Source organism: Desulfosalsimonas sp., from assembly GCF_046483245.1.
In the GTDB taxonomy this organism is placed as follows: domain Bacteria; phylum Desulfobacterota; class Desulfobacteria; order Desulfobacterales; family Desulfosalsimonadaceae; genus Desulfosalsimonas.
This window is the reverse complement of sequence record NZ_JAWODO010000044.1, coordinates 30,138-43,539: the sequence shown is the minus strand read 5'-3', so window position 1 is coordinate 43,539 and position 13,402 is coordinate 30,138. Positions and strand designations below refer to the sequence as shown.

The 13,402-nt window shown below is 56.2% G+C and carries 11 protein-coding genes; all 11 read left to right on the top strand.

The window, feature by feature from the left end; genetic code table 11:
* Window positions 1-319: type VI secretion system baseplate subunit TssK (gene tssK / locus R6U41_RS04610; RefSeq protein WP_410268663.1), on the top strand; the 319-nt coding region annotated here is incomplete at its 5' end.
* 53 nt (window positions 320-372) lie between these two features.
* On the top strand, window positions 373-1,083 hold the full coding sequence (locus R6U41_RS04605; RefSeq protein WP_410268662.1) for a DotU family type IV/VI secretion system protein: 711 nt from the start codon (window positions 373-375) through the stop codon (window positions 1,081-1,083).
* A gap of 23 nt (window positions 1,084-1,106) precedes the next feature.
* Window positions 1,107-4,577: a type VI secretion protein IcmF/TssM N-terminal domain-containing protein gene (locus R6U41_RS04600; RefSeq protein WP_410268661.1), complete on the top strand. Its 3,471-nt coding sequence runs from the start codon at window positions 1,107-1,109 to the stop codon at window positions 4,575-4,577.
* Window positions 4,578-4,585: 8 nt separating this feature from the next.
* Window positions 4,586-5,326, top strand: coding sequence for a hypothetical protein (locus tag R6U41_RS04595; RefSeq protein WP_410268660.1), 741 nt, complete (start codon window positions 4,586-4,588; stop codon window positions 5,324-5,326).
* 70 nt (window positions 5,327-5,396) lie between these two features.
* The gene (tssA, locus tag R6U41_RS04590) at window positions 5,397-7,130 is read left to right on the top strand and encodes a type VI secretion system protein TssA (RefSeq protein ID WP_410268659.1); all 1,734 of its coding nucleotides are present in this window, start codon (window positions 5,397-5,399) and stop codon (window positions 7,128-7,130) included.
* Between the two features lie 228 nt (window positions 7,131-7,358).
* Window positions 7,359-7,859 carry a type VI secretion system contractile sheath small subunit gene (gene tssB, locus R6U41_RS04585; RefSeq protein ID WP_410268658.1) on the top strand — a complete coding sequence of 167 codons (501 nt, stop codon included), beginning with the start codon at window positions 7,359-7,361 and terminating at the stop codon, window positions 7,857-7,859.
* A gap of 10 nt (window positions 7,860-7,869) precedes the next feature.
* Window positions 7,870-9,354 (top strand): type VI secretion system contractile sheath large subunit, encoded by a 1,485-nt coding sequence (gene tssC / locus R6U41_RS04580; protein WP_410268657.1) that lies wholly within the window; start codon window positions 7,870-7,872, stop codon window positions 9,352-9,354.
* Window positions 9,355-9,405: 51 nt separating this feature from the next.
* Window positions 9,406-9,894 (top strand): Hcp family type VI secretion system effector, encoded by a 489-nt coding sequence (locus R6U41_RS04575; protein ID WP_410268656.1) that lies wholly within the window; start codon window positions 9,406-9,408, stop codon window positions 9,892-9,894.
* A gap of 316 nt (window positions 9,895-10,210) precedes the next feature.
* Window positions 10,211-10,624, top strand: coding sequence for a type VI secretion system baseplate subunit TssE (tssE, locus tag R6U41_RS04570; protein WP_410268655.1), 414 nt, complete (start codon window positions 10,211-10,213; stop codon window positions 10,622-10,624).
* A gap of 47 nt (window positions 10,625-10,671) precedes the next feature.
* Window positions 10,672-12,405, top strand: a complete 1,734-nt coding sequence (gene tssF, locus R6U41_RS04565; protein ID WP_410268654.1) for a type VI secretion system baseplate subunit TssF — start codon at window positions 10,672-10,674, stop codon at window positions 12,403-12,405.
* On the top strand, window positions 12,369-13,394 hold the full coding sequence (gene tssG / locus R6U41_RS04560; protein WP_410268653.1) for a type VI secretion system baseplate subunit TssG: 1,026 nt from the start codon (window positions 12,369-12,371) through the stop codon (window positions 13,392-13,394). Before tssF ends, tssG begins: the two co-directional genes overlap by 37 nt.
* Window positions 13,395-13,402: the final 8 nt, after the last annotated feature.

Genomic DNA, 13,402 nt, shown 5'->3' with positions numbered 1-13,402 from the left:
GAGAAACGAATTTTACCTGGTGATCCGCAGCAAAACACAGGAATCGGCCCTGAAAAAAGCCCTTACCAATATTGTCAAGATCTGCTCCGTGGATCATATGCCGACACTGATTTCAAGGGCGCTGCCGGGCATTGCCCTGGAGCAGACCAAAATTCCGCCGCCGGGTCTGCCCAGGCGGCCGGATTCCCAGTATTTCCGGATTGATCGTTCAGATGCGCTCTGGCGTTACATTGAACGCAGTCAAAATATTCAGATTTACTGGGAAAATCCTCCGGATGACCTGTACGCGGAAATCGTTGTCCTGCAAAAGCAGTCCTGACCGGCTGCGTTTGTCCGGTTTTCCAATCAATTTAATTTTCGGGATGACTGCCCATGAATGAATCCACCCATTCGCCAGGCCCGGCCGAACATCCGCAACCGTCGCGGGTTCGGCTGATTGACTGTTTTATGGAAATCATTGCCTACACCCTGTACCGGGTGGACTGCGGCAGCGGGGCCCATCCGGATTTCGAGACCGTGCAGGCCGACTATGACGCGCTTTTGAAGCGCTCGGGCCGTTATGCCCAGCAGGCGAAAATCTCCAGCTCTGACTGGAAAAAGGCTTGTTTTCCGGTCTGCGGCTGGGTGGATGAACAGATCATGTGCTCGGACTGGCCGGAAAAGGGACGATGGCAGCAAAACCAGCTTCAGCTCAAGTTTTTCCAGACCACCATGGCCGGCCGGGAATTTTTCAACCGGCTTGAAAAACTCAAGGAAAACGAACGGGAAGTCCGTGAGGTGTTCACCTACTGCCTGGCGCTGGGCTACAAGGGCCGGTATTACACAGATGATGATCAGATGCAGCTCTCTGAAATCAAGGTGGAGAATCTGCTCAAATATTTTTCCGAAGACCAGGAATTAAACCTGCCTGAAGATCTGTTTCCTGAGGCCTACCAGGACAGGGCAACAGCCGGCAAAACTTTTTTTTACAGGTCCGGCTTCTGGCCGGCGGTGTTGTTTTTCGCACTGCCGCCGGTTGCCGTGGCCGGTGCCTATATTTTTTATTATGAAAGCCTGGGGCGCCTTGTGGAAAACCTGTTTTAACTGCAAATATCGGATCCGGGATCATGATTCGCAAAATTTTGAAATTCTTTTTATACGCCTTTCTGCTGCTTGCCCTGGCTGCAGGCATTGCATTTCTGGTTATTGCCAAACAATGGCCCTGGTGGGTGGGCGCAGCCATGGCAGCAGGCGTTCTGGGTCTTGTGCTGGGATTTTTGTTTCTCAAACGATACCTTTTGCAGCGCAGGGAACGCAAGTTCGTCAAGCAAATCATTGCCCAGGACGACCAGGCCATCGGCCAGGCGCCCAAACATGATCGCCGCCAGCTCCAGGAACTGCAGGAAAAGTGGAAAAAATCCCTGGATCTGCTGCGCCAGTCCAACCTGAAAAAAGCCGGCAACCCGCTTTATGTGCTGCCCTGGTACATGGTGATGGGCGAGTCGGGCACCGGCAAGACAACAGCCATCAAAAACGCCAAAGCCAATTCCCCGGTGGCTGAAGTCAACACGGAAATCGGGGGCACCCGCAATTTTGACTGGTGGTTTTTTGATGAAGCCATTGTCCTGGACACGGCCGGGCGCTACGCCATTCCCATCGACCAGGACCCGGACCGGGAAGAATGGGAACGTTTTCTGGGCCTGCTTGCCAAGTACCGGAAAAAAGAGCCGTTAAACGGGCTGATTCTCACTGTGGGAGCAGATCAGCTTTTGACCCAGGATTCAGACACCCTGCGGGAAAACGGCCTGAACCTGCGCAAACGAATTGATCAGCTCATGCGCGTCTGCGGGGCCAAATTCCCGGTTTATCTCATGGTCACCAAAACCGACCGGGTCCACGGCTTCAACCCTTTCAGCCGGCTTCTGCCTGAAGACCGCCTTAACCAGGCCATGGGCTATAGCAGCCCGGAGTCCGGCCGGTACTGGGAGGACTTTCTGGACTCGGCCCACCGCCGTGTATGCAACCGCTTAAAAGACCTCCGCCTGCTGATCATACAGCACAACAGCCGGCCTGATCCCGGCGTGCTCATGTTCCCGGATGAATTTGAAAAGCTCCACGCCGGCTTAAAAAGCTTTGCAGAAGGCACATTTCAGGAAAATCCCTACCAGGAAACCCCCATGCTCATGGGGGTTTACTATTCAAGCGGCACACAGACGGGCGCGCCCTGCTCGGAGTTTGTCCAGCAATTCAGCATTACCTGCCCGGAACCGGTCCAGGGCCGCAACGGCATCTTTCTCAGGGATTTTTTCAAGCGCATTTTGCCCGCGGATCGCCACCTTTTCCGGCCGATACTGGAGTATCTCAAGTGGCGGCGGCTCACCAGGCGGTTTGGCCTGACAGCCTGGGCACTTTTGTGTTTGTGTCTTCTGGGCATGATCAGCCTGTCTTACATCCAGAATACCCAAGCCGTAAAAGAAATCGCCCGGCATGCCCAGGCGCCTCCGGATTTTACCGGTGAAGCGGCAACCGACGTGCTGATGTTAGACGCCTACGGCCGGCAGCTCGGCGAGATTCGCGAGTTTAACCGCGACTGGCGCATTCCCCGTTTTGGCCTCACTCAGAGCCTGGAAGTGGAAAATCGATTCGTGGACCGCTATGTCCAAAGTTTCCGGGATTATTTCCTGAAACCCATGGACGATCAGCTTGAAAAAAACATCAATCAATTTGACACCAGCACCCGGGATTCGGTTGTGGCCGACTATGCCGCCCATATGGTGGGCCGCATACGGGTTCTGCAGGATTATCTGAAAGGCCGCAGGCCCGACTCCGAATCCGCGCTCACGGCCGTATCCTCGGAGATCTGGCTGGTCATGGATGAAACCGTTCTAAACGACATCGCCCTGGAGTTCGGGCGAAATTATTACAAGTATCTGGAGCTTGCAGATGACCGGCAGGCCATGGCCCGCAAGGTCAAAACATTGCAGGGACTTCTTTCAGATTTGCTCAAAACAAGGGCCACTGGACAAAGCGGCGGAGAAGGGGATCTGAACTGGCTTACCGCAAAAAAGATGCCGCATGTGGCCCCTGTTTCCCTGAATCATTACTGGGGAGAACTGACAGGTTCGCCGGAAAACCACAGCCGTGACGCCATTGCCGCTTTTGTGCCCGCAGCCTACACCCGACAGGGCAAAGAGCGGATTCATGAATTCATCGGCCAGATCAAACAGGTGCTGGAGCCGGACAACGGGTTTGAAACAGCCGAAAAAGCCTTTTGGCGGCGTTATGAAAACGACTATCTGCAGGCATGGGCCAATTTTGGGCTCAGCTTTTCAGGGGGCCCGGACTTTCCCGTATCCGGGATGCAGCGCCGAAAACTGGCCCGATCCATGAGCACCCCGGACAATGCCTATTTTCAGCTCTTATCGGAAATGGCCCAACAGCTCGAGGTCATAGATAATCCGCCGGCCTGGGCAGCCGCTGTTCTGGAAATCGAAAAAGTGCGAAATACCCGTATCGAATCCCGGCAGGAGCAGGCCTCACTGGTGGACCGGATACGGGACAAGGGGTCAGCGGCCGCAGGCAAAACCCTTTCAGTGACATCCCCGGAGGCGGCCCGCAAAAGGGAAAAACAACTGGCTGCCGCCGAGCAGTGGCACAACTACCTAAAAGCCCTGGAAAAGCTGCAGCCGGCCGCAAACCGAAGACAAACCGCATTTGAAATGGCCGGTGATTTCTTCTCCCCCGGAAACGGGGCAACGGGACAGAAATCCGAATTTCATGCCGCCCAGGATGAATTCTCCGCCCTGCTCTCACGGCTGGCGGAAGGCAAGGATCCGTCGGTTGCCGGGGTACTGCTTGAAGGGCCCCTGGCGTACATGGCCGATTTCGCCATCCGGCAGGCCCAGGGCGTGGTGCAGAAAAAATGGGAGTCCATGGTCTTGTCCAATACCCGGGGCATGGATCCGGGCCGGGTTCCCTACAGCATTTTCAAACGGCCGGACGGCGCGGTCTGGAAATTTCTCGACGGGCCGGCCAAACCCTTTGTGGATCGGGGAAAGGACGGATTTTACGCCGCCAGTGCCCTGAACCGGTCCATGGGCTTTAAAAACGATTTTTTCCTGTTTTTGGACCAGGGGGCTGATGGAACGGTGGAAGTGGCGCCCGAATACAATGTAGAGATCAGCACCCTGCCGGTCCAGGTCAATGAAGGCGCGAAGAAAAGTCCGTATGCAGTGATGCTCAACCTGTCCTGCGCAGACGGCCAGACGCAGCTGAAAAATTTCAACTTCCGTGAAACCCGGCCGTTTAAATGGCAGATGAACCAGTGCGGCGGTGTGGAACTGACCATTTTGATGCCGGATACAAAGCTGAAATACCGTTATCCGGGCGAAATGGGTTTTGCCCGGTTTCTGCGGGATTTCCGGGACGGTGTAAAAAATTTCACCCCGGAAGACTTCCCTGAACAATCCCGATTGCTGAAAAACTGGGGCATTTCAAGTATCCGGGTGGCTTACCAAATCCAGGGCGCCGGGCCGGTGATCCGGCTGCTGACAGACGTACCCAGCAATGTGCCTGAAACCATTATCGCGGAAAGATAATACCGCCAATGCAATGGACACGTTCATTCTGGGGCAAGCATCCGTCATTTAAGGATTATATCCGGATCAATGCGGATGAGCCCATGGTTTACGCTTTTGTCCAGTGGCTGGACAAATGGTGGCAAAGCGCCGGGGGTTCCGGATTTGAAAAAAATTCAGGCACAAGTACCCGGTTTTGGGTCATGCCCGCCAATGCCGCGCACCTGGCTTGCGGAATCATTGCCCCCGGCGCAGATGCAGAAGGCCGGCCGGCTCCGGTTTTGTGCGCAATGAAAGGCGCGCTGCCCAAAAGATCCCGGAAGGCCTGGCAGATGCTGCCTGTTTCCTGCATGGCCCCGTGGCAGGCCATGGCGAATTTTCTGGAGCAGGGCTTTGATGCTTTTGGTGACTTTCAAAACGCATTGGGCGCGATCCCGCAGCCGGACTTTGACATAAGGCCCGGATTTGCAGAACCTGAGAGCATGACGGCCATCCGAAAAGCCGTCCGGCAGAGTCTGGCGGCCGGAAAAAACCGGTTTATCCGGGAGAAAATGCTTTGCTTTTCTCCGGATGAAGCCGGCAGCCTGCCGGGCTGTAGCGAAAAAGAGGTCCTTTTTTCCTGGATGACGGCAATCCGGCAAGCCGTGGACCTGGGTCCGGGCAGTGCGTTTATCCAAAACACGGGCGGGCGCACGGCCCTGTATCTGTATTACCGACCCCTGGGGGCGGCGGATTTTTTAAAGGCTTCTGTGGGCAAAACGCATCATTAACAATTCAGGCCGATCATCCGATAACATAAAAAAGTGTTTTTTTCGGACAAACCGGTTGCAGAGAGCAGACATGGACATAATATCGCTGGGAAAAACCCCGATCAGCCAGGACGCCCCGGCAGGCGAGGACACCACCTATCTGCCGGAGTTTGAAGAACTTCAGAATGAAATCGACAAACTCTCTGTTGTCTCGGCCCAGGCCGGCCAGGTGGACTGGGACCGGGTGCTTGAGCTGGGCGCCGTACTTCTGGCTGAAAAATCCAAGAATCTTCTTGTGGCCGCCTACATGGCCGAGGCCCTGATCAAAACCCGGCAGTTCGAAGGCCTGCAGCAGGGCACTCAGGTGCTAAAAGACCTGGTGGAAAATTACTGGGACACCCTTTTTCCGCCCAAAAAGCGCAAAAAAGGCCGGATCAACGCCCTGAAATGGTGGTATGACCGGGCGGAAAAATTTATCAAAAATTATGAGTCCCCGGCCCAGCCCGCCCAGGCTGTTGAGGATATCAAACAGACCCTGTCGGATCTCGACGGCCTGCTTGCTGAAAAATCAGACGAAGCCCCGATGCTGCGCCCGTTAATTCAGCATGTGGATAAAATTCCGGTGGAGGCCCGGCAGCCCGAGCCCGAACCCGAGCCCCAACCCGAACCCGAAATCGAAGCTGAAGCTGAAGCTGAGCCCGAAGCCGAAGCCCAACCCCAAACCGCCGGGGCCGCAGCCGAAACCAATGGCGGCGAAACCGATCAAGGGGCCGCAAAAGAAAAGGCCCGGGATGCCGGGGGCCCGCCTGAGGAAAAACAAGCCCGGCAAAAGGCTCCCAAGCCCGCAGAAACAGCGCCCGCACCGCCGGCTCCCCCGGCAATGACCCAGGCCCCGGAATCTGACAGGGACGCAAAAAAGGCCCTGAACGCATCCCTGGACACGCTGGGCCGGCTGGCCCGGTATTATCTCAAAATCAATGACACCAACCCCATGGCTTACCGGTTAAACCGGATTTACGCCTGGCTGACCGTTGACGCGCTGCCCATTGTCCAGGAGGACAACAAGACCCCCCTGCCGCCGCCGGACCCGGCGGTCAAAAGCGCACTGGAAGATCAGCTTACGGCCGGGGACTGCCAAAACGCCGTGGCCGCTGCCGAAGCCGGCCTCCGGGAGCGTCTGTTCTGGCTGGATTTAAACCGTTTGTCCGCCCGGGGCCTGGAAGCCCTTGGCGAAAAATATGAACCGGCCCGGGACATGATCTGCCGGGAGACGGCCATGTTTGTCAAACGGCTGCCCGGCCTGGAAAACCTGGCATTTTCAGACGGCACCCCGTTTTGCGACAGCCAGACCCGGCAATGGCTCAAATCGATTACCGGCGCGGATGCCGCCCAACAGGCGGTGCTTTCCGGCCCCACAGGACAGTCCGGGCCGGAAACCGGCAGCCGGCACGCGGAAATAGAGGACGAAGCCGGACAACTCGTGAAAAACAAAAAAGTGATCGCGGCCGTGGAGCTGCTCCAGGAGCACCTGGCATCCTGCAGTTCCGGCCGGGATGCCCTGTTGTTTCGCATCAGCCTGTGCCGGGTGCTGATCAATGCCGGCAGGGCGGAACTGGCACTGCCCCAGCTCGAAGCCCTTGAGGCAGAAATTGACGCCCACGGTATAGAGTCCTGGGAACCCGGACTTGCCCTGCAGGGGCTTGAGCTGGTTTATGCCGGGTTCAGGGACTGCCCCAGAGAGCCGCTCCGGGATCGGGCCGGGGCGGTGTTTGACCGGATCGCGCGGATCAATCCGGCAGCGGCATTCAAGATTTCCGGCATTTGACCGAACTTGTCAACACAGGAAACAAAGCATGACAAAAGCTTGATGGCACCGTAAAAAGTCTGATTTCAGATGGTGCCGTAAAAAGTTCAAGATCAAGGCTTGCGCAATTTCGAAGAATGCAGCGTAGTTATCCGTACGTGAAATTCTGAGAAATTGCGCGTAACGCAGATATTGGACTTTTTACGGCACCATCAAGCTTATCCAACATAACATAAGGGAGGGAGTATTATGGCAAAAGAAGGATCCGTGGCCCCCAAGGAACGTGTCAACATCACCTACAAGTCGGCCACCGGGGATGCAAAGGAAGAAGTGGAGCTGCCGCTGAAGGTCATGGTGATGGGCGATTTCACCTCAAAGGAAGACGACCGGATGCTCGAGGACCGCGAACCCATCAATGTGGACAAAAACAATTTCAACGACGTGTTAAAGGCCCAGAATCTGGAGCTGACCTTTGGCGTGCCCAACAAACTGGCCAAAGAAGGCAGCGATGCCGAAGAAGGAGGGGAAATGGCCGTGAACATGAAATTTGAAAGCATCAAGGACTTTGACCCGGATCAAATCGTTGAAAAGGTCCCGGAACTGGCCCAGCTCAAGCAGCTGCGCGAAGCCCTGACCGCGTTGAAGGGCCCGCTGGGCAACACGCCGGCGTTTCGCAAAAAACTCCAGGAAATCGTTGCAGACGATGGCACCCGGCAGCGCCTGCTCAAAGAACTCGGATTAGAAGAATAAGGAGTACATCATGGCTGAAGAAAAAAAGGAACAACAGCAAGACCAGGAGGCGTCGGGCCAGGAGGCCTCACTGCTCGATGAAATCCTCGGGGCAACCAAGATTTCGCCTTCCGACGAGTCCTACTCCATTACCCGGACCGGGGTTCAGGCCTTTATTGACGAGATGCTCAAGCCTGAGCGCGAGGGTGAGAAGATCAGCAAGGCCATCGTGGATGAAATGATCGCGGACCTGGATCAGAAAATCTCCGCCCAGGTCAACGAGATCCTGCATCACGAGGAATTCCAGAAGCTGGAATCGGCCTGGCGCTCGCTGAAATACCTGGTGGACAACACGGATTTTCGGGAAAACATCAAAGTCTCGATTTTAAACGCCAGCAAGCAGGACCTGCTCGACGACTTTGAAGACGCCCCGGAAATCCCCCAGTCGGGCCTCTATCAAACCGTTTACACCAAGGAATACGGCCAGTTCGGCGGCGAGCCCTATGGCGCCATCATCGGCAATTACGATTTCGGGCCCGGGCCCCAGGACATGAAGCTGCTGCAGAATATCGCAAGTGTCTCGGCCATGTCGCACGCCCCCTTTATTTCTGCGGCCGGCCCTTCGTTTTTCGGCATTGAGTCCTTTGAGGAACTGCCCAATCTCAAGGATGTCTCCTCGCTTTTTGAAGGGCCCCAGTACGCCAAGTGGAGAGCCTTCAGGGAATCCGAGGATGCCCGCTACGTGGGACTCACCCTGCCCAAGTTTTTGCTTCGCCTGCCCTACGGCGAAGACACGGTGCCGGCCAAATCCTTTAATTTCAGCGAGGACGTCTCCGGCGGGAGTTCCAGTTTTCTCTGGGGCAACACGGCCTTTGCCTTTGCCTCTCGGCTGACTGACAGCTTTGCCAAGTACCGCTGGTGCGCCAACATCATCGGCCCCCAGGGCGGCGGGTCCGTGGATGATCTGCCGGTATACAACTATGAGTCCATGGGCGCGATTCAAAGCAAGATCCCCACCCAGGTGCTGTTGTCCGAGCGGCGGGAATACGAACTGGCAGAAGAGGGCTTTATCGGGCTGACCATGCGCAAGGGCAGCAACAATGCGTCTTTTTTCTCTGCCAATTCCTGCCAGAAGGCCAAGTCTTTCGGCAACAGCCCCGAGGGCAAGGAAGCCGAGACCAACTACAAACTGGGCATGCAGCTTCCCTATATGTTTGTCATCAACCGGCTGTCGCATTACATCAAGGTCATCCAGCGCGAAAACATCGGTACATGGAAACAGCGCGGGGACCTGGAAGACGAGCTCAACAAATGGATCCGCCAGTACGTGGCCGACCAGGAAAGTCCCGCGGCCGGGGTGCGTTCCCGCCGCCCCCTTCGCCGGGCCCAGATCAGCGTCGAAGACGTGGCCGGCGACCCGGGCTGGTATACTGTTTCGATGAAGGTGATGCCCCACTTCAAGTACATGGGCGCCAGCTTTACGCTTTCGCTGGTGGGCAAGCTCGACAAGGAATAAGGCCTGTCCGCAAACCGATAACCCTTTTACCAGAACCAAGGAGAAAGCATTATGGCAATGACAAGTTACATGACCCTGGAGGGCAACAATCAGGGCAAAATCGACGGTGACTGCAGCCAGGGCGGGCGGGAAGACATGATTCTGCTCTATGCCATTGAGCACGAGATCGAAATTCCCAAGGATACGCATACCGGCATGCCCACAGGCCAGCGGATCCACCATCCCCTGAAGGTGACCAAGCATTTTGACAAGGCCACCCCGAAACTCTACCAGGCCTGCTGCACCGGCGAGCAGTTCAAGACGGTGGAGATCCAGTATTACCGGATTAACGACAAGGGCCAGGAAGAACACTATTTCACTACAAAGCTCGAAGGGGCCATCCTGGTATCCACACAGGCCTATAAGCCCATGACATTTCTGGCGGAAAACAAGCCCTACCATGACATGGAAGTTTTGCAGTTCACTTATGGCAAGATCATATGGACCTATGAGCCCGACGGCATCGAGTCAGAAGATGACTGGAAGGCGCCACAGGTTTAAAGGGAAGACGGAACACAGAGGACGGAAGACTGAGGACAGAGGACGGAAGACAGAGGGCAGAAGAGGACAATATGTCCGGGTTTACCATTGACCATTGTCAATTGACAGTGGTCAATGGTGACGCGCTCGTAAAAAGTCGATTTTCAGATGGCGCCGTAAAAAGTTCAAGATCAAGGCTTGCGCGATTTCGAAGAATGCAGCGTACTTATCCGTACGTGAAATTCTGAGAAATTGCGCGTAACGCAGATATTGGACTTTTACGGTGCCATCAATGGTGAACTGTCAATAAACACCTGTATAGGGAGCATCCGGTAGAATGGAAGGTCTCAGGCTGCTTGAGCGGCTGCGCGCGTATGAACAGGATCCGGACCGCAGGGGGGTATGGAATGCGGAACTGATTCTGGCGTCCGTTCTCGGGCATTTAAAGGCCCTGCTCAACACCCGCCAGGGAAGCGCCATGATCGCAGATGACCTGGGGCTGCCGGATTTCACCAATATGATCCGCTCCTTTGACGACATGACCTATGAGCAGCTCTCCGGCCACATCGAAACCGTCCTGGAGAAATACGAGCCCCGGCTGACCCGGACCCGAATCGAAGTGCTGCCCAAGGATGACAAGGTACTCAAACTCAAGTTCAAGATCGAGGGCAAGCTCCGGCTGCCCGGTTCGGATATGGACATCTCCTTTGAAACCGTTGTGGATCCGGAAGGAAAAATTGATCTGATCTGACTTGCCGGGCGCTGAAAAGCGTTTATACCAACAGGCTGAAAGGTTTTATGACCCAGAAATACTACCAGGAGGAACTCCAGCATCTGCGGGAGCTGGCGGTTGAATTTGCCCGGGCCCATCCCGCCCTTGCGCCCATGCTCACCGGCACGTCCCAGGACCCGGATGTGGAGCGGCTGCTTGAGGCCACGGCCTTTATGACCGGCATGCTCAGGGAAAAGCTCGACGACGATTTCCCGGAAATCATCCAGGGGCTGATGCAGCTGGTGTTTCCCCACTACCTCCAGCCGATTCCCGCAGCGGTCATGATGGCCTTTGAACCCAAACCCGGCCTGATGCAAAGCTTTACCATCCCCGCGCAAACCGAAATAGACTCTGTGCCGGTAAAGGATCAGCCCTGCCGGTTCCGGACCTGCGGGGACATAGAGCTCCACCCCCTGAGGATCACTGCCGTGGACCAGGAGGAAAAAATCGGGCAGAATCCGGTACTGCGGATCCACTTTCGCCTCTCCGGGCTGACCCTTGACCAGTGGCAGCCTGAAAAGCTCCGCCTGCACCTGCCGGGGGCCATCGGGGAAGCTGCGGACCTTTATGCCCTGCTGGACCGGCATACGGTCAACATCCGCTTTGTGCCTGAAAGAGACGGCCGGCCGGTCACGGTTTCGGGCCGGGATCATCTGAAAAACGCCATAACAGAGGATCAAACCGCGCTGGTGCCGTATCCGGGCCAGTCCCTGTCGGTTTTCCGCCTGCTGCAGGAATACTTTATCCTCCCGGAGCAGTTTCTGTTTTTCGATTTATACGGCTGGGAGAACTGGCAGGAGCGGGGCTCGGGGGACCGGTTTGCCGTGGAGTTCGAACTGGAGCGCCATACCGAAATCCCCAGGGATTTGAAGGCTGAGCGATTTGCCTTGTTTGTCGTGCCCGCGGTCAATCTGTTTGCCCATGACGCCGTGCCCATCTCCCTGGATCACCGGAACAGCGAATACCGGATCATCCCCGCAGGCAAGGACCGGCATCACTACAGCGTATTTTCCGTGGAAAAGGTCACCGGAATTGTCCAGGGAACCGTGCAAAAACGCGAATACGCGCCGTTTGAACATTTCCGGGAACCTGACGGAGACCGGGGGAGTTATTTTATCCGCAGGCGCATTTCCATCCACGCCAGGGCCCCGGAAATGTTTATCGGCGTGGGTTATCCGGAAGAAAACCGGGTCCGGCCGGAGACGCTGTCCATTGACCTGCTTTGCACCAACGGCGACCGGCCGGCCGCGCTCCAGGCCGGAGATATCTGCAGGGCCACCAGTACTTCTCCGGAGCTGTGCACGTTTAAAAACATCGGTTATCCGACCAAAATGGCCCACCCGCCCCTGGACCGCAACCTGCTGTGGAACCTGCTGTCGCATCTGTCCGTGAACCTGCTTTCCATCATGGAAGCCGACAGCCTGCAGACACTGCTTCGCTTATACGTGTTTGCCGCCATGCAGGACCAAAGCGTGGTGCAGGCCAATCTCAAGCGCATCCAGGCCATCAGTGAAGTTTCCTGCAGGCCGGGCAACCGGGTGATCCGGGGGGGCGTGATCCGGGGCTTTGAGATTGAGATCAAAATGAATGCGGCAAACTTCGCCTCAAGGGGAGATTTTCTTTTGTTTTCCGCGGTTCTGGACCGGTTTTTCGCTGAATACGCAGCCATCAACAGCTACACCCGCCTGAGTGTGACCGACAGCTTAAGCGGTGAAAGGACCCAATGGCCCATACGCATCGGAAAGACCCGGATACATTGAAAAACCGCCTTTTGGCCCGTCCGAAGCAGTTCGGCTATTTTCAGGTCATTCGCCTGCTGCGGCGTGCCGGTGAAAACGGGGGGGATTTTTCCGGATTTCTGCGCAACTGCGTCAGAATTCGCCCGCCCGTGTCCCTGGGTTTTTCTGACGTGGATGTGGCCGGCATACGGGATATTTCCACAAAGGACCAGCAGCGTTTTGAAATCACGGCCAATTTCCTGGGGTTTTACGGACCGGGCTCGCCGCTGCCCACCTATTACACCGAGGAAATCATTGACGAGGCCTTTGAAGAAGAAAGCGTTAAACGAGATTTTTTAGACATTTTCAATGACCGGATTTTCAAACTCTTTTATGAGTCCTGGAGCAAGTACCGCCTGCCGGTCAAGATCGTGGACGAAAAAGACCCGGTCAGCCTTGAACGCCTCTACAGCCTCATCGGGCGCACCGAGCCCGAAATCCGGAGCCGCCTGCCGGAAAGTGATGCCCTGCTGTGCTATGCCGGACTGTTTATGGGGGGGACGCGCTCCGCGCTCGGACTCAAAACCCTGATCGCCGATTTTTTCCGGCTTCCCGGGGTTGAAATCGATCAATGCGAGGCCCATTGGGTGGCCATTGACCGGGACCAGCGGTGTCTGCTGGGCCGCCAGGGCTGTGAACTGGGCGGCGACAGCCACATTGGTGTCCGGATTCTTGACTACAGCAGCAAAATCCGCATTCGGTGCGGTCCCCTGGATTCGGCGCGGTTTCACGACATGTCGCCGGGCACCGGAGCGTTTGACCGGATGACCCGGGTTGTCAACGCATACCTGGATCACCCGTTGAGCGTGGACATCCGGTTGATTGTCCACAACGATCAGATTCATACCACAACCCTTGGCGGGCCGCAGTGGTGCCAACTGGGCTACCACACCTGGCTGATCAGCCCGGACTGCGACCCGTGGGAGCCGGCGCCCAATGCTGCATACGGGCTGCAAACGGCCCTTGGCTGAAAAAATTG

What these genes read in the sequence shown, in the direction of transcription:
- tssC (WP_410268657.1), top strand. Translation starts at nt 7,870, where the DNA reads ATGGCTGAAGAAAAAAAGGAACAACAGCAAGACCAGGAGGCGTCGGGC.
- tssE (WP_410268655.1), top strand. Translation starts at nt 10,211, where the DNA reads ATGGAAGGTCTCAGGCTGCTTGAGCGGCTGCGCGCGTATGAACAGGAT.
- R6U41_RS04605 (WP_410268662.1), top strand. Translation starts at nt 373, where the DNA reads ATGAATGAATCCACCCATTCGCCAGGCCCGGCCGAACATCCGCAACCG.
- tssA (WP_410268659.1), top strand. Translation starts at nt 5,397, where the DNA reads ATGGACATAATATCGCTGGGAAAAACCCCGATCAGCCAGGACGCCCCG.
- tssG (WP_410268653.1), top strand. Translation starts at nt 12,369, where the DNA reads ATGGCCCATACGCATCGGAAAGACCCGGATACATTGAAAAACCGCCTT.
- tssB (WP_410268658.1), top strand. Translation starts at nt 7,359, where the DNA reads ATGGCAAAAGAAGGATCCGTGGCCCCCAAGGAACGTGTCAACATCACC.
- R6U41_RS04600 (WP_410268661.1), top strand. Translation starts at nt 1,107, where the DNA reads ATGATTCGCAAAATTTTGAAATTCTTTTTATACGCCTTTCTGCTGCTT.
- R6U41_RS04595 (WP_410268660.1), top strand. Translation starts at nt 4,586, where the DNA reads ATGCAATGGACACGTTCATTCTGGGGCAAGCATCCGTCATTTAAGGAT.
- R6U41_RS04575 (WP_410268656.1), top strand. Translation starts at nt 9,406, where the DNA reads ATGGCAATGACAAGTTACATGACCCTGGAGGGCAACAATCAGGGCAAA.
- tssF (WP_410268654.1), top strand. Translation starts at nt 10,672, where the DNA reads ATGACCCAGAAATACTACCAGGAGGAACTCCAGCATCTGCGGGAGCTG.